20 protein-coding genes and 1 pseudogene are annotated in these 21989 nt (G+C 42.4%); 8 read left to right on the forward strand and 13 right to left on the reverse strand.

The features are described from left to right. Positions 1 to 2: 2 nt before the first annotated feature. From J8Z24_RS11255 to J8Z24_RS11280, 6 genes are all read left to right on the forward strand, one after another. On the forward strand, positions 3 to 1220 hold the full coding sequence (locus J8Z24_RS11255) for an MFS transporter (RefSeq protein ID WP_252094694.1): 1218 nt from the start codon (positions 3 to 5) through the stop codon (positions 1218 to 1220). A 171-nt stretch (positions 1221 to 1391) separates the two neighbouring features. Then, complete coding sequence (locus J8Z24_RS11260; RefSeq protein WP_252094695.1) at positions 1392 to 2087, forward strand: 3-keto-disaccharide hydrolase; 696 nt, start codon at positions 1392 to 1394, stop codon at positions 2085 to 2087. Next, positions 2087 to 3769, forward strand: a complete 1683-nt coding sequence (locus tag J8Z24_RS11265; RefSeq protein ID WP_252094696.1) for a GMC family oxidoreductase — start codon at positions 2087 to 2089, stop codon at positions 3767 to 3769. Before J8Z24_RS11260 ends, J8Z24_RS11265 begins: the two co-directional genes overlap by 1 nt. Beyond that, complete coding sequence (locus tag J8Z24_RS11270; protein ID WP_252094697.1) at positions 3769 to 4521, forward strand: gluconate 2-dehydrogenase subunit 3 family protein; 753 nt, start codon at positions 3769 to 3771, stop codon at positions 4519 to 4521. The genes J8Z24_RS11265 and J8Z24_RS11270 overlap by 1 nt, the downstream gene beginning before the upstream one ends. 65 nt (positions 4522 to 4586) lie before the next feature. Then, positions 4587 to 5450 carry a sugar phosphate isomerase/epimerase family protein gene (locus tag J8Z24_RS11275; protein WP_252094698.1) on the forward strand — a complete coding sequence of 288 codons (864 nt, stop codon included), beginning with the start codon at positions 4587 to 4589 and terminating at the stop codon, positions 5448 to 5450. Positions 5451 to 5693: 243 nt separating this feature from the next. Then, entirely contained in the window at positions 5694 to 6521 is an 828-nt protein-coding gene (locus J8Z24_RS11280; RefSeq protein ID WP_252094699.1) for a hypothetical protein, read from the forward strand. 313 nt (positions 6522 to 6834) lie between these two features. Here the strand turns inward: J8Z24_RS11280 and J8Z24_RS11285 are convergent, their stop codons facing one another. The 4 genes from J8Z24_RS11285 to J8Z24_RS11300 all read right to left on the reverse strand — a co-directional run bounded on the left by J8Z24_RS11285 (position 6835) and on the right by J8Z24_RS11300 (position 10575). After that, the gene (locus tag J8Z24_RS11285) at positions 6835 to 7965 is read right to left on the reverse strand and encodes a serine hydrolase domain-containing protein (RefSeq protein WP_176033656.1); all 1131 of its coding nucleotides are present in this window, start codon (positions 7963 to 7965) and stop codon (positions 6835 to 6837) included. Positions 7966 to 8098: 133 nt separating this feature from the next. Continuing rightward, complete coding sequence (locus tag J8Z24_RS11290) at positions 8099 to 8848, reverse strand: type 1 glutamine amidotransferase domain-containing protein (RefSeq protein ID WP_176033657.1); 750 nt, start codon at positions 8846 to 8848, stop codon at positions 8099 to 8101. Between the two features lie 270 nt (positions 8849 to 9118). Then, on the reverse strand, positions 9119 to 10123 hold the full coding sequence (locus J8Z24_RS11295) for a hypothetical protein (RefSeq protein WP_176033658.1): 1005 nt from the start codon (positions 10121 to 10123) through the stop codon (positions 9119 to 9121). 50 nt (positions 10124 to 10173) lie between these two features. Further along, positions 10174 to 10575 (reverse strand): VOC family protein, encoded by a 402-nt coding sequence (locus J8Z24_RS11300; RefSeq protein ID WP_252094700.1) that lies wholly within the window; start codon positions 10573 to 10575, stop codon positions 10174 to 10176. Positions 10576 to 10636: 61 nt separating this feature from the next. Between J8Z24_RS11300 and J8Z24_RS11305 the strand changes: the two are divergent. Further along, positions 10637 to 10783, forward strand: a pseudogene (locus J8Z24_RS11305) (IS110 family transposase); the annotation flags it as partial. Between the two features lie 28 nt (positions 10784 to 10811). Here J8Z24_RS11305 and J8Z24_RS11310 read toward each other — a convergent pair. From J8Z24_RS11310 to rpsP, 8 genes are all read right to left on the reverse strand, one after another. Beyond that, a complete protein-coding gene (locus tag J8Z24_RS11310) occupies positions 10812 to 11273 on the reverse strand; it encodes a GNAT family N-acetyltransferase (RefSeq protein ID WP_176033659.1) in 462 nt (153 codons plus the stop codon). A 590-nt stretch (positions 11274 to 11863) separates the two neighbouring features. Beyond that, the gene (locus J8Z24_RS11315; protein WP_252094701.1) at positions 11864 to 12391 is read right to left on the reverse strand and encodes a hypothetical protein; all 528 of its coding nucleotides are present in this window, start codon (positions 12389 to 12391) and stop codon (positions 11864 to 11866) included. Positions 12392 to 12563: 172 nt separating this feature from the next. Continuing rightward, the gene (locus J8Z24_RS11320; protein WP_176033661.1) at positions 12564 to 14573 is read right to left on the reverse strand and encodes a methyl-accepting chemotaxis protein; all 2010 of its coding nucleotides are present in this window, start codon (positions 14571 to 14573) and stop codon (positions 12564 to 12566) included. Positions 14574 to 15267: 694 nt separating this feature from the next. Next, positions 15268 to 16416 (reverse strand): bifunctional chorismate mutase/prephenate dehydrogenase, encoded by a 1149-nt coding sequence (tyrA, locus tag J8Z24_RS11325; RefSeq protein WP_252094702.1) that lies wholly within the window; start codon positions 16414 to 16416, stop codon positions 15268 to 15270. A gap of 212 nt (positions 16417 to 16628) precedes the next feature. After that, on the reverse strand, positions 16629 to 16988 hold the full coding sequence (rplS, locus tag J8Z24_RS11330) for a 50S ribosomal protein L19 (RefSeq protein ID WP_125254081.1): 360 nt from the start codon (positions 16986 to 16988) through the stop codon (positions 16629 to 16631). 33 nt (positions 16989 to 17021) lie between these two features. Next, the gene (gene trmD, locus J8Z24_RS11335) at positions 17022 to 17789 is read right to left on the reverse strand and encodes a tRNA (guanosine(37)-N1)-methyltransferase TrmD (RefSeq protein ID WP_128731398.1); all 768 of its coding nucleotides are present in this window, start codon (positions 17787 to 17789) and stop codon (positions 17022 to 17024) included. Next, on the reverse strand, positions 17789 to 18322 hold the full coding sequence (gene rimM, locus J8Z24_RS11340) for a ribosome maturation factor RimM (RefSeq protein ID WP_176033664.1): 534 nt from the start codon (positions 18320 to 18322) through the stop codon (positions 17789 to 17791). The genes trmD and rimM overlap by 1 nt, the downstream gene beginning before the upstream one ends. Before the next feature lie 17 nt (positions 18323 to 18339). Beyond that, positions 18340 to 18588 (reverse strand): 30S ribosomal protein S16, encoded by a 249-nt coding sequence (gene rpsP, locus J8Z24_RS11345; protein WP_017216164.1) that lies wholly within the window; start codon positions 18586 to 18588, stop codon positions 18340 to 18342. A 255-nt stretch (positions 18589 to 18843) separates the two neighbouring features. Between rpsP and J8Z24_RS11350 the strand changes: the two genes are divergently transcribed. After that, positions 18844 to 20559, forward strand: a complete 1716-nt coding sequence (locus J8Z24_RS11350; RefSeq protein ID WP_252094703.1) for a tannase/feruloyl esterase family alpha/beta hydrolase — start codon at positions 18844 to 18846, stop codon at positions 20557 to 20559. Between the two features lie 49 nt (positions 20560 to 20608). Here J8Z24_RS11350 and ffh read toward each other — a convergent pair whose 3' ends face one another. Then, complete coding sequence (ffh, locus tag J8Z24_RS11355; RefSeq protein WP_125254078.1) at positions 20609 to 21988, reverse strand: signal recognition particle protein; 1380 nt, start codon at positions 21986 to 21988, stop codon at positions 20609 to 20611. Position 21989 lies beyond the last annotated feature (1 nt).

A 21989-nucleotide genomic window follows, 5' to 3' on the forward strand; every position in this document is an offset into this window, starting at 1 on the left:
CCATGAAAAATAACAATTATAATCGTATCGTCTTCCATCTTTGTTGCCTAGCATTGGTTGTGACGTCAATGACATTTGCGATCCGAGCGGGTATTTTAGGACAGCTAGGCGGACAATTTGGCCTTTCCGACACAGAGCTGGGCTGGGTAAACGCGATGGCATTTCTAGGCTTCCCTGTAGCAACCATGCTCGGTGGTGCTATTTACAACGCCATCGGTGCTAAAAAGCTTATCGCTTTAGCCTTTTTTTGCCACTTTGCAGGGTTAGTTTTAACCATTACCGCAGATGGTTTTTGGCTTTTGCTCATCTCGACCTTTTTGATTGGCTTTGCCAATGGCTCTGTAGAAGCTGGCTGCAACCCACTGATCGCTGAAATGTACCCCAAAAATACAACCACCATGCTCAACCGTTTCCACGTTTGGTTCCCAGGCGGCATAGTGATTGGTGCTCTGGCATCGAGTGCCATGACGACATTGGGCTTTAATTGGCAGTGGCAAGTTGCTTTGATATTAATTCCAACGCTGATTTACGGTGCGATGATGATCAAATCACAATTTCCGGAATTTGATCGCACAGATCATTCTACCACCAGCAACCTTAAACACCTGTTCTCGCCATTATATCTATTTTTAATCTGCTGTATGACCTTAACAGCAACAACCGAGCTTGGCACACAACAGTGGATTGAGCGTATTTTAGGGGCTTCTGGCGCATCTCCAATGATGATCCTTGCACTTATCACAGGACTTATGGCATTGGGCAGATTTTTTGCAGGGCCCATTGTCCACCGCTTTAACCCAACAGGCGTACTGCTCGGCTCTGCTGTATTAGCAACGGCTGGTATTCTTATGATGAGTCAAGTGCACGGAGCAGCCGTTTACCTAGCCGCCATTTTATTTGCTTTGGGTGTCACGTATTTTTGGCCAACGATGCTGGGCTGTGTTGCAGAGTACACACCAAAAACGGGGGCTCTGGGCATGTCTTTGATGGGGGGCGCTGGTATGTTTGCCGTTAGCATGTGGAATCCTGTAATTGGCAGTTGGATTGATTCAGCAAGGCGTGAGGCGCAAACCGCAGAATTAACGTCACAGCAATCTGAACTTATTGCCGGTCAAGCAGTGCTTGAAAACATCCTGTTATTTCCAGCGATTCTAATTGTGGCTTTTATCGGCCTTTATCTTTATATCAATAAAAATAAGCGCGTAGAGAAATACGCGTAATACCAATTCGCTTAATTAAGCTTGCTATTTTGAGGTGAAAAAGCCTTGCCGATAACAAGGCGAAAATTTTTCACGCAGCCAACGTTAGGTTTGCGCCTTCAAATTGAGCAAGTATTAAGACTAATTGGTACAAGTAGCAACAAGTAAAAAGTGAACAAACGAGGTTCCATTATGCTCAACTCTATAAAAATGCTCACGCTGGCATTGACTGTTAGTTGTACCGCTTGTGCGAGTACCACTGATAATCAATTGAGCCAACAAGAGCAACAAGCGGGATGGCAATTGTTATTCGATGGCAAAGACATGTCTCATTGGCGTAACTTTAAACGCGACACTCTTGACCCAAAATGGCAAGTGAAAGACGGGGCAATGACGTTAACGCAAGGGGGCGGCGGCGACATTCTAACCAAAGAAATATATCGTAATTTTGAGTTACAGCTCGAATGGAAAGTGTCAAGAAGAGGCAATAGTGGGATCTTTGTGCTGGTCGATGAAACAGGCAGTGCAATTTATTCACGAGCACCTGAAATCCAGATCTTAGACAACGAAGAGCACCCTGATAACAAAATCGACTCTCATCTGGCTGGCTCTATCTTCGACTTGATTGCCGCACCAAGTAAGGCACATAAGCCTGCTGAAAAATGGAATCAAGTACGTATTAAAATGCTAGATAATCACCTCCAAGTATGGCAGAACGGAGTCAGTACCACCAGTGTGGTGATAGGTAGCAGCACATGGAATACCCTAGTCAAAGACAGCAAGTTCGCGACATGGGAAGGATTCGCTGAAGGCAAAAAAGGCCATATCGGCCTGCAAGACCATGGTGACCAAGTTTGGTTTAAAAATATCAAGATCAGGGAGCTGTAATGATGGCGGAATTTAACCATAAAGTACTCGTCGTTGGCTCCGGTGCAGGTGGTGCAATGGCTGCATACACTCTAGCTAAGCTTGGACATAAAGTGTTGATGCTAGAGGCCGGTAGAAATTACGATCCTAAGAAAGAAACCCCCATGTTCCGTCGCAATAGCGAAGCACCTTTGATGGGAGCAGGTAACAAAGATAAAAACTTTGGCTTTTACGATGCAACCATTGATGGTGGCTGGCAAGTACCTGACGAACCTTATACACACGCTGAAAATACCGACTTCTATTGGTGGCGAGCCCGTATGCTTGGTGGTCGCACTAACCATTGGGGGCGCTATTCGCTGCGCTTTAGTGAACATGATTTCAAGGGGAAAAGTCGTGACGGTCACGGGGCTGATTGGCCGTTCGAATACCAAGATATTGCACCTTGGTATGATAAAACCGAGGAAATAGTTGGAGTCTGTGGCACGAACACTGGGCTTGATGATATGCCCCCCTCTGCCCCTGGGATCTTGCAGCCACCGCCCAAACCAAGAGTACCCGAGCTACTTGTTGCCGCTGCGGCTAAAAAATTAGGGATCCCAGCTGTACCCATGCACCGCGCAGTACTTACCCGTAGTAAAGGCGATCGCTCAGCTTGCTTTTATGCGACGCCATGTGGCCATGGCTGCTCTATTGGCGCGGCTTTTCAAACCACCACTTCACTAATTCCGATGGCAAAAGCTACGGGCAACCTTGAGGTGATCACCGACGCCATGGTGAAATCAGTGACTACGGATGAAGAAGGTAAAGTTACCGGCATCACTTATGTCGATAAAAAGTCTGCACAAGAGCACGCTCTTAACGCCGACGTTGTCATACTCGCTGCCAGTGCTTGTGAATCTGCACGTATTTTACTGAACTCAAAACATACTAAACACCCTAATGGATTAGCCAACTCTAGCGGCCACGTTGGACGGAACCTGATGGACTCCACAGGTGCGTGGCTTGGTGCGCAAATACCCGCGTTAAAAGGCCGCCCTCGTTATAACGAAGATGGCCATACCGCCAACCACCTATTTATTCCTTGGTGGGGCCACAAAGCACAAGAAAAAGGTGAGTTAGCCTTCCCTCGAGGCTACCATTTTGAAATTAGCAGTGGCTTTAGGGAACCGGGCTCTGGCGTTTCAGGCGACAAGCAAGGTTATGGCCCCGAGCTAAAGCAGCAAGTACGCGACGCGTATGGCTCTTATGTTGGATTTGCACTACGCGGAGAAATGCTACCTAACCCAGATTCTTACATGGAAATTGACGAGAGTGTCAAAGACAAATGGGGGATCCCAGTTGCCAAATTCCATTTCAAATGGTCTGACAGAGAGCTAAAGCAAATTGAACACGGCCTTATAACCGCAAAGCAAATCCTTGAAACCATGGGCGCCAGGGTCGGCGAACTACCTCCTGCGGAAAAGGCTATTTCAAAAGGGGGTGAGATCATTCATGAAGTCGGCACCACAAGAATGGGCAGTTCACCCAAAGATTCCGTCACCAACCAATGGGGCCAAACTTGGGACTGTAACAACCTATTTGTAATGGACGCAGGGGTCTTTGCTTCAAACCCGCATAAGAACTGCACCTTAACCATTATGACTTTGGCGATGCGAAACTCGACTTGGCTGGCTGAACAGATTGATAAAGGAGTGCTGTGATGGATACACCTGATAACCTTAACCCTTACAGATATGTTTCAGGTATGACGCGCCGCGAGTCATTAAAATGGTTAGGCTTGCTTGCAGCAGGCTCAGCGCTCACCGTGACCGCAGGTTGTAGTAAAGTGGTAGAAGAGACGATTACGCCAAATGCTGGACACTGGCCCGATGTTGATATTAAACCCGTAACTGCTAAAGGATATGGTACAGATCCCAACATGGTGATCCCACCAGAATCACCATGGCCATTAACCTTAACCGAAGCACAACTTACCTTAGTGGCTGTCCTTGCGGATTGGATTGTGCCAAAAGAAGAGAGCCATCCGTCTGCCTCTGAAGTACAAGTGCCAAGTGTTATTGATGAATGGGTAAGCGCGCCATACCATGGCCAGCAAAAAGACCGAGTAACAATATTGCACGCATTAACTTGGATTGATGATGAATCACAATTACGCTTTCAGCAGCAGTTTGTCGCGCTTGCAACCGCTCAACAGCAAGCAATAATTGATGACATTGCGTATTTTGATAAACACACACCAGAGCAATTTCAACGAATTGGTAAAGCTTTTTTGCGCTTCAAGGATCTCGTCCTCGGCGCTTATTTCTGCACACCAGAGGGCTGTAAGGATATTGGTTACCTTGGAAACGTGCCAATTGCAGGCGATTACCCTGGGCCGACTGCCGAAGCCAAAGCACATCTAGATGGCGTACTGGCTGAGCTTGGACTAAGCCAGTATGCGTACCGTGACTAACCCTTGAGTCATTTTGTTATGACGAATCGAAGCAGAGTTTATCTCTGCTTTTTCTTTTGGAGTAGATGATGTTTGTTAAAAGCACAAAACGATTAACGCAGGCACTACTGTTCATTGCTTTAAGTTTTATCTCACCACTGTATGCCAAGCCAGCTCTGCAATACTTACCTGTAAGTGTTCAGTTATGGTCGGTAAAAGATGAATTGACAAAAGACTTTGACGGTACCTTGCAAGCACTTGCAAGCATGGGATTTGAAGGTGTTGAATTTGCCGGAAACTTTGGCAGCTATACCGATAACCCAAGTAAATTAAAGCAAAGACTAGCTAAACTCGGCTTAGTTGCGAGCAGCGCGCACGTCGGCTTTGACGCGTTAGCTGAAGACAAACTAACAAGCACCCTGCTCTTTTACAAAACCTTAGGCGTATCTACACTCTTTATCCCTTGGGATGAAAGAGCGTGGAGTAACAATCATGTCCCAACATTTGTAAAGCAACTAAACCACGTGCACCAAGTTGCCAAACGTTACGATATGAAGATCGGATTTCATAATCATCAAAAAGAATTTAATGCTTACGCTGCTAGCACTTTTTGGGATTACATCGCCACCAATACCCCCAATGACTTGCCACTACAGCTTGATGTTGGCTGGGTGAATTACGCAGGTAAATCAGCCCGCGAATATGTTAAGCGATATGCAGGAAGAACTGTATCGACCCATATTAAAATACGCACGCACCAAGGGGACGGCAAAAGTCCAATTATTGGTGAAAACGCGTATCCGTGGAAAACGCTCATCCAAACTATGCAGCAACACGGCGGCACGCAGTGGTTAGTAATTGAACAAGAAGAATATCCAAATGGCCTGACACCACTAGAAAGCGTCGCCCGTTCAAAAGCGAATTTAGATAAGATATTAGGTGAGCAATAAGCTGGAATAAATCTACTTGTAATGGTTAGCTAGAGCTGTCACGCAGGGTTAATCAAACCTGATTGTTTTCACTGTTGTAAGCGCGAGTGGGGTGACAACTTGCTAAGTTGTGGGTAACTACCGCGACACTCAAGCCAACCGAACAAAAATGCCAAAGGTTAGCTATCAACCTTAAGCAATTTTATTATGCTTCAATGTGTTATAGTATCACTTTGATTATTCATTAGAAACACTGTGAACACTATGACAAAGAAAATCACCCGTAGCTATACCGAAAAAGATCTGAAACGGCTGGTTGCATCAGCAGGAGGTCGATGTTCTTATCGTCACGAAGGAGAAATTTGTAAAAGGCTACTAATTAGTAACAACTCTGTGGTTGGCGAAAAGGCTCATATTGAAGCGATTGGTAAAAAAGGAGCACGTCACAACCCAGATCTATCAGAAGCTAAAGTCAACAGCTATGACAACCTTATGTGGATGTGCCCTACACACCACACTATGATTGACAAACTTGACAATGAACATATTTATACCGTTGACGTACTCAGAAAGATGAAGAAGGCTCATGAAAAGGACATTGATCAAGGCAATTACAGCACAGGAGCAACACTGTACGATACTGTCATTCATGACTACACCGCTCTCAGTACTCTGTTTTATTACGTCGATATAAACAAGCTCTATTCCAGCTCTATTGATTTACCGCGCTTCTACGGTGTTCATTTTGGTGAATTAAATGAAACGGTTAAAAACTACAAGCTAGGATTTGGGAGTTTCGGTTTACAAGATAAGTACCTCAACAAGCTATTCACCAAACTTTTAGATTCAGAGCGAATGCTATGGCAAAATATAAAAAACACCTTCGATATTGACTTTGTATTAAATGGTGATAACCCAATAGAAAAATTTTCTTGCCAACTTCGAGACGGTAAGAGCTCAAGATATATAGAGTGGATCAACTACCTAACTTGCTGCTATCAAGAAAATGTTGATATTTTTGTACATGCCGTCCGAAATAGATACCCAGAAATACTGTTTGCTCCAATTTTTGAGTCATCTCCTGAAGCATGACCACTCATTAGCGTGTATTCCTGAATACCTCATTTATCCACAAGTAAAAATTACAACCTCAACACATAAGTCACCTTTACCTTGGGCTTTAAAACCCACGAGGAGTCAAAGTTTGCTACAATTTTCCAATAGCTTGACCCCTCGATGATCTTTAACCCAATGTCTAAAGAGAGCGTCAGCAACCACCGTACTTTGATCTGGCCTATATACTGACTTAATTTTCAATGCTATAGGTTCGTATATCATTAAGGCGTGCTAAGGCCGTAATAAGCGGTGAATAATTGTTGACTACAACGTACAACGAAGCCAGCGATTACAGCTCAGACTTTAAAGCTTTTTTATATTCAATTAAATGGTCAAAAACCTTATTTGAAATAGCTTCTAACTTTGGTTGAGTATTTTTTCCAGCTACATTGGTTGCAATGAAAATACCAATTTTTTTCTTCGGATAAATGGCAAGCCAGCTAGATGTGCCCATTGAACCACCACTATGGTATAGAACTTGTTCATTTGAATCATAGTTATTTGTGTACCAAAAAAATGCCATACCATGACCCGTCCAACTTTCATTCAAAAGTTGATGAGAAATAGCTACCTCAGGCTCTGCCGAAAGTTGGTGTTGAATATACTGCGTGATAGATTCAACGTTTGTAGTCAACCCTCCCCCAGCAAAACTATATGCACTGGACAGAGGCACTTGTTCACCATCTCTTATACCCACAGTAATTTCGCCTGGCTTAAAGTGAGTGCCTCTAAATTTCGTGTGCTGCTCTTTAGACTTAGCTGTGATGAATTCAGAAACCAATAAAGCAAAAGGTTTTTGATAAACAGATTCCAGAATATACCCTGCTAAATTAGTACCAACGCTTGAATACAAATAGTCCTCACCAGGTATAGAATTCAGCTTTACTTTTTTAAGATCCTCAAAGTAATTATCTCTGGAATAATTTGACATTTTTTCAAAAGCAACTGCAACGCCTTTAGCTTTGTCTTCACTGTTGTAAGCAAACTCTTGTGGGAGACCACTAGTATGAGTCATAAGGTGTCGTAATGTTATATATTGATTAGACAGCTCTAAATTTTTGTATTCATTATTTTTGAGGTAATGACGAATATCTTTATCAAGCTCAACCTTCCCATCCTGAATGGCTTTAGCAACAACTAAACCGGTATAGGTTTTAGTTATAGAGGCAATTTCATATATTGTCTGGTTATCAGGTGTATCTCCATTCCTTAACGTCCCTAAGTGATATTGGTAAGTATTCTCTGCATCTACAACAGAAATTGAGACCACCTGCCCAGGATTGTCATCAATAAATTCTGTGATTTCCGCTTTCGTATTGGACTCAAAATTAATGGCATCATAACTTGCGCAAGAAGCCAACACTGCCATTAATGAGATGACAAATATCAATGATAAAGACCGGGTTATTAATCGATTCACAAAAACTCCTAAATTTGAAGTGTAACCGGCATCTAGCGCTCTAATCAGAGACAACAAAATAACTGGTTAAAATTAGCATCAAAGAAGCAATACCAACCGTTTATTGTTCTTTGAGTTGGCTTGCTAAGCACTGTTACTGCTGCTTTGAGATTATCATTTCCTTTGCGACAAGTGCGGCTGAGGGTAAAAACATTGTTGAGATAACCCGTTGATCTGCGATCACTGCGTGTTTATTTTTTAGTGTTTTCTTATTTTGAGCGATAGCACCATTCTTATTAAGCTGACTTTCAATAAGAAAAGGCAAAAGTGTTCCTTGCTTTGCCCATGGCTTAGATAGTTCTGTGGAGTTAGGGAATCCTGCTACTTTTTTCCCTTTCACCAAAAACTCCCCATTAGATAATGTCACGTTTGCAATGCCTGCTGAACCATGACCACCAACACCGACCATACCACCTGACTCATAGATGCTACTTATAATGGAGTGAATTTTTTTATTATCTGCAACGTCAAACATGACACCGTAGCCACCACCGATGAATACTCCCCAATAGTCATTCGGTTCAATTTCAGAGGGTTTGAGTGAATTGTTTGCTTTTTCTAAGAAGCCCTCATATTTGATGGTGTAACTACTTATCCCTAGCGGATCCATCATGAACTTAACTTCACCGCCATTGGGTGATACAAAATCAACTTCAAAGCCGTGGCTAACAAAAATATGATACGGAGGTGCAAATTCCCATAAGTTGTTTCTTGCATCATGTTTTTCAGGGTCTCCCATATCTACCATATTAGAAGCCACCATTAGTATTTTCTTTGTAGGCGCTGCTATGGCGCTGGTAGCAGATAAGGCAGCTGCTAGCATAATAGCGATAAAGAATTTCATAGTTTTCCTTTATAAATAACTAAAATCATTCTTTAGACGAGGCAAATGAGCAAAAGGTTTAAATTCTGAATTAATCTGGGAAATTAATGCCATCGTGACTAGCTAAAGTGACCTAGTGCGTGATTATTACTCATGTTTACATTGCTTAAATATTGATAGTGAAAAGGCGAAGTGCCTGTCAGAAAAGCGCAAGTGATACGATGGCATACTCTGTTTAAGGACGAATATACCACGTGCATTATCTAGAAGTTTACGGCAATAACGTCGGCTTTAACGAACGGCTCCCAGACGTGATGCCTCAGTTGATAAAGCTGAGATAAATTGTTCGGCATTATCTACCCCAATGAAAACACTTTTAACACTCCCCACAGGTTCTACCAGTGTAATTTCAACATTAGGGAAACCCGAATAGTTATAGCGCTTTATAGACTTAGAGCGCCCCACAAACCCTGTGCTCTTCTGAATTTTTGCTATATTACTTAACGGTATAACGAATGGTTGATAAAGGCCGTATCGAATGAGTAAATGATTTCCCATCAAAGAAATAGGCCGTTTTGCAACAGCACGGTACTCCGCAAAGAAAAATACCAAGCTAAATATCGTCAGCAAGGTGACGATATTTGCCGCAAACGGAGACCAGATAAAATGCAGCAATAAATGTGCAATTGGCACTTCAAGTGCAATTAAAAAGATAAAACCAAGCAGATTGCTTTGTGCCCCATCTTTGTTGTGATACGTGAAGTGCTGCTCGCCACTGAAGTTTTTTGGCTGCACTCGCTTAGAAAAAAGCGCATAGGTCCACATTCGGGTTTCAAAACTCAGTAACTTTGCAACAGGGCCGTCACCAACATATTTTTTAATCGGTTTTTCAATGGCTTGGTCGGGGTCTTCAGACTTGCAAATGGCGGCTTTAATCGCAAGGTATACAGTTAAAATTGCAGCTAGTTCAAAAGCAAGCGTGATAGCCAATAAAACGTAGCGCCCATTTTCAAGATAATGCCAAATTAGCTTACTTTGTTCGGGAATAATGTAACTGCCGATAAGTACAGCCAAACACACTAAAATAACCGACTTTAAGAAGGCTTCTTTTCTATCTTCTATACAAAAAAAGCAGATAATTGGCAGCACAATCAACGCATCTAAAAGAAACAACCATTCAAAATTTGCACTGCCATAATCAGTAAGCGAGCCATTAGATTGGTAATAGAACCCCCACCATAACGAAATACAAACAAGAAATATTAGGGGCAATTTTGACTTAATGGAACGATTCACCGATACCTCCTTATCCAAACCTCAGGTTATGTACGTGTTACTTAACGACTCTATGTTAGTTGCAGTAAATCCCACTTGTTACCATAGAGATCTTGAAATACCACTACTGTGCCATATTCTTCAATTCTTGGTTCTTCATTAAATATAACACCTTGTGCCTTCATTGACTCATAGTCACGCCAGAAATCATTTGTTTTTAGAAACAAGAATACACGACCACCAGTTTGATTTCCTACTGCTTGCATTTGTTCTGGTGTACTCGCTTGAGCCAACAGTAAGTTCGTACCATTGGAGTTTGGAGGGGAGACTTGAACCCAGCGTTTACCGCCTCCTAAATCGCTATCTTCAACTAGCGTGAATTGAAGTTTTTGCGTGTAAAACTCTATCGCATCATCGTAATTCTCAACGACTAAAGCGATGTTTCCGATTTGCTGCTGAACCGTGTTAGACATGATCTTTTCCACAATTTTAAGACTTTTTAAAAAAGCGCATAATACCCGGTTAAAGTGTAGGCAGTCTAATAACAATGTGAGGTCAACATTAAAATTGGTGGTTGCAGGAAACCAAAAAATTGCACTGATTGCCTGTGTTAGGAAGATAATTGTGATCTTAAATTCGATACTCAGAGACGGGATAATGTGGCAAGCACCACAAGCATAAAATTAGCTATTGACGCCATGGTCTCTTATTAGACACATAATTCAAGCTCCATATAAATACTCAATGGATCATATAGATAGCTTCCAAACTGTTTTCTTTTTCTAAAACCAAGTTTTTCATACAGATTAATTGCCTCAGACTGCTTGATACCTGTTTCGAGCCTTATAGCTGGGAACCTTTCTTCTTTAGCATACGCTATCAGAGCATTCATTATCGATTTCGAAATTCCTTTACCACGATAATTTGGCTTTACGTAAATACGCTTTAATTCACCATAAATACCATCGTTGCATTTACGAACAATTGCCCCACAACCTATAACTTCCTTACCATTTTTGACCCCGATAAAATAAACATCGTCGCTCATTAACTCTTCAATCGACAACAACTGATTGCTTTCCTGAGGATAAAGCGAGTTCATCAAGTCGTCTATCTCATTTACAACCGACTTCACACTTTCGGACTTAGGATCTAGTTCAATTATTTCCATATTCTTCCATGCTACGTTTGGCGCTCAACTGCTCATTAGCGTGTACTCTTGAATATCTCACTTACCCAAAAGATAAATAAAAATGAAATTCAAGTGAGCTTTATTTAATAATTTTAGAAAGTTAACAGTCGATGGTTAGAAATTCAATACACAAATTGCCCGCTACACACAAAAGCGACTTATCCGAGCTATTAGTTGGCTCGTTAAGAACAAGTTGCATCTCGCTGGTATTGTATTATTGACCTTAAGCCAGATAACAACGGGGATCAGCATCAAAAAATTGTTGTCGCCAAGCGATAAGCTTACCTGCACTTTCAAATATCCGTTTTGCTGACTCTTTGTGCTCTAAAAAAAGCAATTTGAATCTGCTCAAAGTTGATAATATCGGCAAGTCTTGTCTACATTGCTAAATTTTGTGGTGAAAAATTGAAAACGTCATAACAACCAAGTTTAATTGCAGCTTATCTAAACTTTGAAGGACTTTGTTTAAAAGTTCGAGAAAAGGCCTCAGCACTGTCACACTTGGTTTCAAGTGCGGACATATTGGGCCTTTCATGACGATATGGTGGTCTATTAGCCAAATTTCATGCTCAATCTACATTGACACGTTTGTCACATTTTCCACTAACTTCGGCAGCCTGCATGATTTGGCATAACTGGTCATTTACCCAAGACAACGTAACTACATACCCGACATCATCCATAGGCTCCTCAAATATTTCACAACGCCCTAAAGAACCGATGGTTGTCATTACTTCTCCAGGTACTCGTGTATTCCAGTGTTTATATAACTCGCTAACTTCACGGCAGTACTGGATAAAACCGCTACTTTGTAGAGTGTCTTCTGAGAAATCACCTGCTTGCATCAAGTTTTCTAGATTAAGCAGCGGATCGATAAAATCATAGTAAGCAATATACTTCCCATACATTTCTTTACGATATTGTTCTTTTGCAGTCCAAATACCTGTTAAGAGAGCTATAGCCGCCACTCCAAAAGCAAGCCAGCCTACCCCAGTGACTTTTCTGATTCCTGACTCGGCAGAATTCCATGTTTCACCACGAATAGACAACACTGTAGCTAAAAATGCTAATAATGGGACTAGAAAGCTTGCAAACATTGCTATTTCCCTAAATCTGCTAAACATAATGATTTTATGGTGCTAGCCTCTGCATTTCCTAATCGGAGCTAGCAACTTTATAATAGAGTAGATAACGAATACCCACGTCAAACTTTATTGATTTATAGCCAAAATGACGGTGAATATCGGCATTAAATTTTTACAATCGTAACTAACACTCTCTTTTACGATGCTTTCCTACTTGGCTCACTTGATATTGAGCAATGAGCTTGTCCATCACTTTAGCTGCACTTGCAATATCACGTGCGGCAATGCTTATCTGCTCTGCACCGGATACATTTTCCGTGGCTTTTTCAAATATTGCAGAGATATTTTTGCTGACCTCATCAATTGCATTGCTTTGTTGTTGCGTGTTGTTTGAAACAGACTCTGTGACTAACTCTACTTGTTGTGCCTGTTCAACAATTTGTTGCAAAGCTATTTTGATCTCTTTTGCACGTGCCGCAGCTTCTAGCGCGTTTTCTTTGCCCTGAGTGATAACATTGGATGCTTCTGATGAACTACTTTGAAGCTCAGATACGAGCGCGGAAATTTCTTCAGTCGAGTTTTGAGTACGACTGGCAAGGCTGCGCACCTCGTCTGCAACAACAGCAAAACCTCTTCCTTGTTCTCCAGCCCTTGCAGCTTCGATAGCTGCATTCAATGCCAATAAATTTGTTTGCTCAGCAATACTTCTAATCATATCAACCATCGATGAAATACTACCCACTCGATTGTTAAGTTCATCCACCGTAGTTGCGGATCGCTCCATATCATTTGATGCTTGCTGAATAACATTTACAGCATCCTCCACAACTTGCTGTCCTTGTAAAGACTCTTGTGTCACAGTTTTAGCTGCGGTGGCATTTTCATGCATGGAGTTTGCAATGACTTGTATGTTAGCGCTCATTTGTTCTGAAGCAGATGCAATAGTTTGGATCCCTGATTGTTGACTAATTAGGTTATCTTGGCTTTGCTGAATGGCAGTAGCTGTCTCTTCTGACGAATTGGTTATGCCCATTGAGACTCTAGCAAATTCAACCAAATCGTCCTCAAATTGCTTCGTTAGATTGTTAATGCTTTTTGCTGATTGCCCTAACTCATCCTCGGTGACTACTTTAATTTCATGACCTAAGTCTTTTTTGACTCGAGCAATTTCAATACCCTCAGCAATCATTGCTGATTGTTGCTTACGCAGGCGAATCGCAAAAAACAATGCTGCAGTAATAAAAAAGCCAATTATTAATATGATAAATTCTACTACCAAGACCATCACGGCATGCTGTTGAATATCAATAGCTGTTTTATCAACCAATGTTAATGCTTTTTCTTCTGCCTCTTTTAGTATATTGATTCGCTCTGTCGCAGCTTTAAACCATGCTTCAGCGCTGAGGTTAAAGCCGTCATTTTTATCAGCCACACTTTGCCTGAAGACGTCAACGGTGCGCATCGATGAATGATTCAACGCTTGTTTGAATAATTCACGCATTTGTGGAGGAGAGGCTTCTAACGCTTCTTCAAGGTATACGGCTTGTTTGGTTATCAGAGCAACATATTTGTTTTTCAGTGAAGGTGTAAATGTATTAGCACTAAGCACATTAGACAAAACGGCGCGCTCTATACCAGCTGATTCCTTGGCATTTGAAAAGTTATATATTGCGACTAATTCAGTAGATATAGTGTGATCGTTGCTCAGTCTCGAGGCCTTGATAACGATATGTAGAGCCTTTAGGTTAATATCTGTGTAATACTTTAGCGCTTCTGAAATAGGCATAGAAAGAGAATCGATACTAGAACGTACACTAGATAAACGAGAGAATTTACTCTCAAACTCTATCAGCTCTTGTGCCATTTCTGGCATAAGATCCCACTTTTGCTGTTGTTGCTTTAGTTTTGCAATTGCACTATCGGTAAGATTACGTTGCAGCCTTAAGTTTTGCTCAAACTTAAGGCCTTGAGAGCCAATGAAGCCTGCTGATGCTCCCCGCTCTTTTTGTGTTTCATGGATCACATTTAAAACTGCATGGCTTAAAAAGGCATTATACTCTGCGTCATATGCGTCCTTCATTCTTTTGGCAGATACTGATACATCATAAAAAATGACAGCGCCAAGTAACATACATGGCATCAATACCATTAACGTCATATGGCTGGAAACAACACGAGCGAGAGATTTAAACATTATGCCACCACTAAAAGTTGGAGTAACAAAAAATTTAACAGCGATGATGACTATACGTTCACCGTTGCATACAAAAAACAGCCGGAATAAAAGATCAGGATGGCGAAATATCACCTCTACATGTCATGCAAAGAGTTATCGTTGAGTGTTGTAAAGAGATAATCTGGCGAGTATAAGCGCTGAAAAAATATAAAGGCATCATTGATTCTACTTCAAACTTATTTATCTTTTTATAGTCTCTAGAAGTGTTTGTTGTCAATAAATGCAAGGCTAATCCTTACAGATAATTAACCTTTTGAACTGATAATTTAATATAGTCCAAATAAAATGATACTGTAGTCATCAAGTTAGCGGTAACTTACGCAAGTTACTCGGAAGAAACTTTTAGAGTAAATGCTATCTATAATGGTTTAAAAAATTCAAGTTTCTAGTTAGAGAACCACGAGAAATATTTCACCACAAACCCAAGATACCCAGCAGTAATTACGCACTCTGAAGCTATGATGTTTGTCATGGTAAAAACACCCTCATGTACAAATCAATCACACCTACGCAACATTCGTTTGCCGTGATAGAGCCGTTACTACTTTGCCCTGAGAACAAACAAAGTATTACATACCAGCTCAAATTGTTGTCCATAATGCTTCGGTGTAAAGCTATAATGTTTAACTCATTGAACTGGCATACCTAAAAGCTAAATACTTTCCTCATAATCCAACACTTTAGCGTCATTGGCCTTGTTAAGCAGGCCGCGGCTTTGTGATAGAAAGTGTTTCGCGCTTTCTGAGAAATACTGTTTGGCCTCTGAAAAAGACTGCATTAGGCCTTCTTTGTCGCCCTGCTGCAACTTCGTCAGTGTTTGTTCGAAGGTATCTTGATAGCTTGCTAAAAGCCCTTCAACATCATTAAATTGCGCAAGCATAATATCAGAGTACAGCTCTGGCGATTGCGCAAATAGACGCCCGACCATCATCAATTCTAATTGGTAAATTGGCGATGAGCAGCTTCTTAGCTCCTTCAGTGAATGGCATTGCTTAGATAAAAACTGCCCGTATACAAAAGTGGTTAAGTGACGCATAACTTGGATAATCTGCATAGATTGATCATGCTTTTTAGCGTCCGTTGGCACCAGCTGGCTTCCCCAAATTCTCAGCTGTTTGATTAGCCCTTCACACTGTTTTGGCATGCGTCCTTCACACACAACTATGGTCTGTTTAACCCAATGTGATATATCAGGGCCGAACATTGGGTGCAGCCCCACAACAGGGCCGCTATGCTTGTTCAATAGCACTTTTAGCGGCGCTTGTTTCACCGAGGTAATATCAGCGAGAATACAATCATCAGGTAGCGCAGGCAGTGCATTAACAACTTGCTCTAGTGCGTTAATTGGTACGCTCACCAACACCAGTTTTGCATCACTTAGTAACGCAGTAGCCTCTGATTGATTATCTTTATCAAGTATTCGTACCTCATAACCGGAGCGTTTAAACTGTTTCGCAAACAGTTTACCCATGGCACCTTGACCCCCAACGATCACAATAGGTGACATTATTGGTGCTGCACACGCAAGCTCACTTTGTTGGTTTTCGTAGGCTTCTCGCATCATTCTGCGCAGAATATCCTCGACAAGGTCAGGGTTAACCCCTTTGTTCTCGGCTTCTACACGGCGTGCTTTGATAAGCTCAGCCTCGCGCTTTGGCACGTGCAGTGGCGCGCCTTTTTGCTGTTTTATTTTTCCAACTTGCTCGGTCAATACTTTACGCTTTGCAAGTAATGCGACAAGTTCGCTATCACACTCATCTATTGCAACGCGTATTGCTTCTAAATCATTAGCCCCATTCATGATGTAAACTTATATATACAGTAGTAAATTAAATAATACACCGAGTCTAACAAGAAGTAAGCCGCATTAAAAGTAAGCTACCATGAAAATATCATGACAAAAGATGTGATATGAGAGTGAGTATTTACAGAATGGGAATAATGAGCAGGGCTAAAACCAAAACAGGCCGCATATAGCGGCCTGTTTTATCTGCATTTGATAAATGCGACGTATTAGTTAAGTTTCTCTTTAATACGTGCAGATTTACCAGAACGCTCACGTAGGTAGTAAAGCTTAGCACGACGAACCGCACCACGACGCTTAACTGTTACGCTGCTGATAAGAGGGCTGTGCGTTTGGAATACACGCTCAACACCTTCACCGCTTGAAATCTTACGAACAGTGAAAGATGAGTGTAGACCACGGTTACGCTTAGCGATTACAACACCTTCAAAGGCCTGTAGACGCTCTTTGTTACCTTCTTTAACGCGTACCTGTACAACAACTGTATCACCAGCGCCGAACGCAGGTACGTCTTGCTTAAGCTGTTCAGCTTCAAGCTCTTTAATAATATTTTGGTTTACTTTTGCCATTTTATTTCTCACATTCCTAGGTGTAACTGTCTTCTAGCCACAAGCTTGGTCATTCTCCTGCTGAAACTCAGCAAGTAATGCCGCCTGCTCCTCAGTCAGAGCTAGGTTACGCAACAAGTCAGGACGACGTTGCCAAGTTCTACCCAAAGACTGCTTTAAGCGCCATTTGGCTATCTCTTGGTGGTTTCCGCTGAGTAATACAGCAGGCACCTTTTTATCATCCAATGTTTCCGGCCGAGTATAATGAGGACAATCTAACAAGCCATCCGAGAATGAATCTTGTTCAGCTGATTGGTTGTGACCTAGTACGCCTGGCACTAATCGTGCGACTGCATCAATTAATGTCATGGCAGGTAACTCACCGCCACTCAGTATAAAATCACCAATGGACCATTCTTCATCTATAAAAGACTCGATGATCCGCTCATCAATACCTTCATAACGACCCGCAACTAGTATCAACTTTTCAGATTTCGCCAATTCTGACGCACCTTGCTGATCTAGTTTTCGCCCTTGAGGGGACATATAAATTACTTTAGCACCATCACCTGCTGCCGCTTTGGCATCAAGAATGGCTTTTTTGAGAGGCTCAACCATCATTAGCATTCCAGGACCACCACCATAAGGTCGGTCATCCACAGTTCTATGCTTGTCAATGGCATAATCTCGGGGGTTCCAGCAATTAAACTCAATCAAGCCGTTTTTCACAGCTCGACCCGTTACGCCTTGCTGAGTTATCGCATCAAACATTTCAGGAAAAAGTGAAACCACCCCAACCCATAGCTTTTGCTGATCACTCATTAAAACGCTGGATCCCAATCTACAGTAACTTTTCTCTCTTCATGGTTAACGTCCAAAACAACAGAGTCTGTTAAGAATGGAATTAACCTTTCAGATTGCCCAAACGCATCTTTTTTGTTTGCTTTCACAACCAAAACGTCATTTGAGCCTGTCTCCATCAAGTCATCGACTACGCCTAAGTCGTATCCTTTATTTGTTACGACCGACATGCCGATAAGATCTCGCCAATAAAACTCCCCTTCAGGTAATTCAGGAAGCTGCTCAGCATAAACAGCGATTTCCGCATTGGTATAAGCCATTGCCTCATCTCTGTCGTTTACTTGCGCAAATTTAGCGATATATCCCTTGTTGTGACGACGCCAGTCGCTCACTTCAAGGTTTTGCCATTTACCTTGTTGCCCTATCAACCATGGGCTGAAATCGAAGATCCCTTGGGGATCATCAGTAAATGAATGCACCTTAAGCCAACCCTTGATGCCATAAGGAGCACCAAGCTTACCAACAACGATTGTCGAGGTTTTACTTTGACTCATGGTTACACTTACGCCTATTAAGCCGCTTTACGAGCGTCTTTAACCAGCTTAGCAACGCGATCTGAAAGAGATGCGCCTTGACCTACCCAGTGATCAACACGAGATAAATCTAAACGTACTTTTTCTTCCTGACCTGCTGCGATCGGGTTAAAGAAACCTACTTTCTCGATGAAACGACCGTCACGCGAGAAACGGCTATCCGCAACCACGATTTGATAGAATGGACGCTTTTTAGCGCCGCCACGTTGCAAACGAATAGTTACCATACCGTCCTCTACATAGATTGACTGTTTTCATTAATAAGTTTGTACTTCCCACTACGGGAAGCTCGGGCATTTTACGCATTTTCACGCGCAATGCAAGTAAATTCCAAAGCCAAGCGCAGATTTCGCTCAGCAAAACGCAAAAGTAAAGTTTACCTCAGCACCACCGTCTCATTTTAGGTACAAGCACAGACGGTATGTAAGCACGGTAAAAGTCAAAACGCACTGTTATTTTTTGTTATTAAGGAAAGTAATCACATGATCCGAATAAAGATGAAAACACACCGCATAGCACAGCGCTTCATCGGCGTAGCTCTTCTTGGTACGGCCAGTTTAACCACACACTCAGCTTTCGCCGCAAATAATGACACAGCGACAGCCTGTAAGCTATTACGCTTTGGTGACTACTCCCAACTGGAAAATGGTAACGCGGCAACAAGTATTACTAATGCTGAATATATCCCAAGCCAAACCCTTGATGCCGATACTGAGATTTGGACGTATAAATATAGTCGGTTATTAGGTGCCCCAATCCCCAAAGGGACAAACACGCTCCCTGCACACTGTTTAGTCGAAGGCTATGCAGCACCAACGATACGCTTTCAGCTGAGATTGCCACTGGATCAAGCTTGGAATAAACGCTTTTTACTCAATGCTTGTATGGGTTTTTGTGGCGAAGTATCAAACTACCCCACGATGGCAGGGATCATACGTAACTACGCCACCATGTCTCATGATGGCGGCCATACCGCAGCCGGATTTGATGGCTTGTGGGCTAAAAATAATGTGTCATTAAAGGAAGATTTTGCCTATCGAGCAAATCATGTGGTAGCGGTTGCGGCAAAAGCTATTATTGAACGCTTTTATGCCAAGCCTCCAACCTACTCATTTATTTCAGGTTGCTCAAAAGGAGGTCATGCAGGCATCATGGCTGCTAAGCGTTACCCTAACGACTTTGATGGGGTAATCGCCAGAGGACCAACAATTAACTACACCAAAGTCAACCTGATCAACTGTATGGATAATGCCAAAGCAATATTGGATGAAAACGACAATGCACTGCTCGACGCCAGCTACACGGATTTTATCTCACAGGCTGTCATGGCAGCTTGCGATCATAAAGATGGTTTGGTTGATGGGTTGATCAGCGATCCAAGACGCTGTGATTTTGACCCGCAAACGCTGATATGTGAAAACAACAGTTCTAGTAAGTGTCTAACACCACGTCAGGCCAATGCAATCAAAGAAATATATGCCCCTTCCTACGACCAACAGGGCAACGCCATTTATGGTGGCTTACCTTATGGCTCTGAACCGGAGTGGACAGGTTGGCTATTCCCAGAAGCACCATTTATCAAACCTTACCACTACTATGCCGCAACCGAATATTTGAAATACCTTGCGTTTCCTCAAGAGAGATATCACCAAGGCAATTGGAGAAGTTTTTCTTATAACAATGAAGTCGGCGAACTCTCGTCTATTTCAAGCTTTATGGATGCTGACCACCCTGATCTGACCGGATTTAGAAATAGCGGCGGCAAAATGATAGTACTACACGGATGGTCAGATGCGGCAATTCCTGCTTACGCAACGATTGACTGGTACAACGCAGTGATCAACTACATGGGCAAAGATAATACATACGACTTTGCGCGGCTATTTTTACCCCCTGGGCTTGTTCATTGTGGTATTGAAGGGCCTGGTGCTGAAACCTTTAATGCCATAGCTGCGTTAGAACACTGGCTAGATACTGGGGTAGCACCAGATGCACTGATGACACAAAAAGAAGATACGCAGGGTAATATTATTTTCACCCGCCCAGTATATTCATATCCGCAAGAGGCGCAGTACATCGGTAGTGGTGATCCTAAAAAAGCTGAAAACTTTAAACCCTTTGTGCCCGATTTTACTAATAAATCAATATCCGTTACCTCTAACGAGTCCGGCGATATAATTGGCAAACGAGTTAGATAAAGTAAAAAGGCGAGCAGTGAGGTGCTCGCCTTTTGTAATATAAACAGTGTTAGAACTTAGGTCCACCACCACCGAACATACCTGGTGGCATCATCCCTTTCATGTTCTTCATCATCTTCATCATGCCGCCCTTACCCTTCATCTTTTTCATCATTTTTTGCATTTGGGTAAATTGCTTCAGCAGCTTGTTGATGTCTTGTACTTGTGTACCAGAACCGGCTGCAATCCGCTTCTTACGAGAACCTTTGATGATTTCAGGACGCGCGCGCTCTTTAGGTGTCATTGAGCTGATAATGGCTTCCATTTGATTAAAGGTCTTGTCATTCACTTGGCCTTTTACTGCATCGGGAAGATTTGACATGCCCGGAAGCTTGTCTAGCATCGACATCATACCGCCCATGTTTTTCATTTGACGTAGCTGCTCTGCAAAGTCTTCCAATGTGAAGCCATCGCCTTTAAAGACTTTTTCAGCCACTTTTTGAGCTTTGTCTTTATCGACTTTCATCTCTACTTCTTCGATAAGGGACAATACATCACCCATACCTAAGATCCGAGACGCAATTCTATCTGGATGGAATGGCTCAAGCGCATCCGTCCTTTCACCTACACCGATAAACTTTATAGGTTTGCCCGTAATGTGACGAATTGACAATGCTGCACCACCTCGTGCATCACCATCTGTTTTGGTTAAGATCACACCACTTAGCGGCAGCGCTTCATCAAACGCTTTTGCCGTATTTGCAGCATCCTGACCCGTCATTGAGTCGACCACAAACAAAGTCTCAATAGGATTAATCGCAGCATGTAAATCTTTGATTTCATCCATCATGTCTGCATCAACGTGCAAACGACCTGCGGTATCTACAAGTACCACATCAATAAATTTTTTCTTAGCGTGAGAAATTGCACCCGTTGCGATATCAATTGGCTTTTGTGAAATATCACTAGGGAAAAACTCGACGTCGACTTCAGCGGCTAAAGTTTCAAGCTGCTTGATAGCAGCGGGACGATAAACGTCAGCACTGACCACCAGCACAGATTTCTTTTTGCGCTCTTTTAGGAACTTAGCCAACTTACCAACACTGGTGGTTTTACCCGCACCTTGAAGGCCTGCCATCATCACAACCGCTGGCGGTTGAGCATTTAAGTTCAGCTCTTCATTGGCCTCACCCATAGACTTTTCAAGTTCTTCACGAACAATCTTGATGAAAACCTGGCCTGGGCTCAGACTTTTTGTGACTTCAACACCAACCGCACGTTCTTTTACTTGTTTTACAAAGTCGCGCACAACTGGCAAGGCAACGTCAGCCTCAAGTAGCGCCATGCGGACTTCACGGAGTGTTTCTTTAATATTGTCTTCGGTTAATCGGCCACGGCCACTAATGTTTTTGAGCGTTTTTCCTAAACGCTCCTGGAGGTTTTCAAACATG

The organism is Pseudoalteromonas sp. SCSIO 43201 (genome assembly GCF_023716725.1).
GTDB lineage: Bacteria > Pseudomonadota > Gammaproteobacteria > Enterobacterales > Alteromonadaceae > Pseudoalteromonas > Pseudoalteromonas peptidolytica.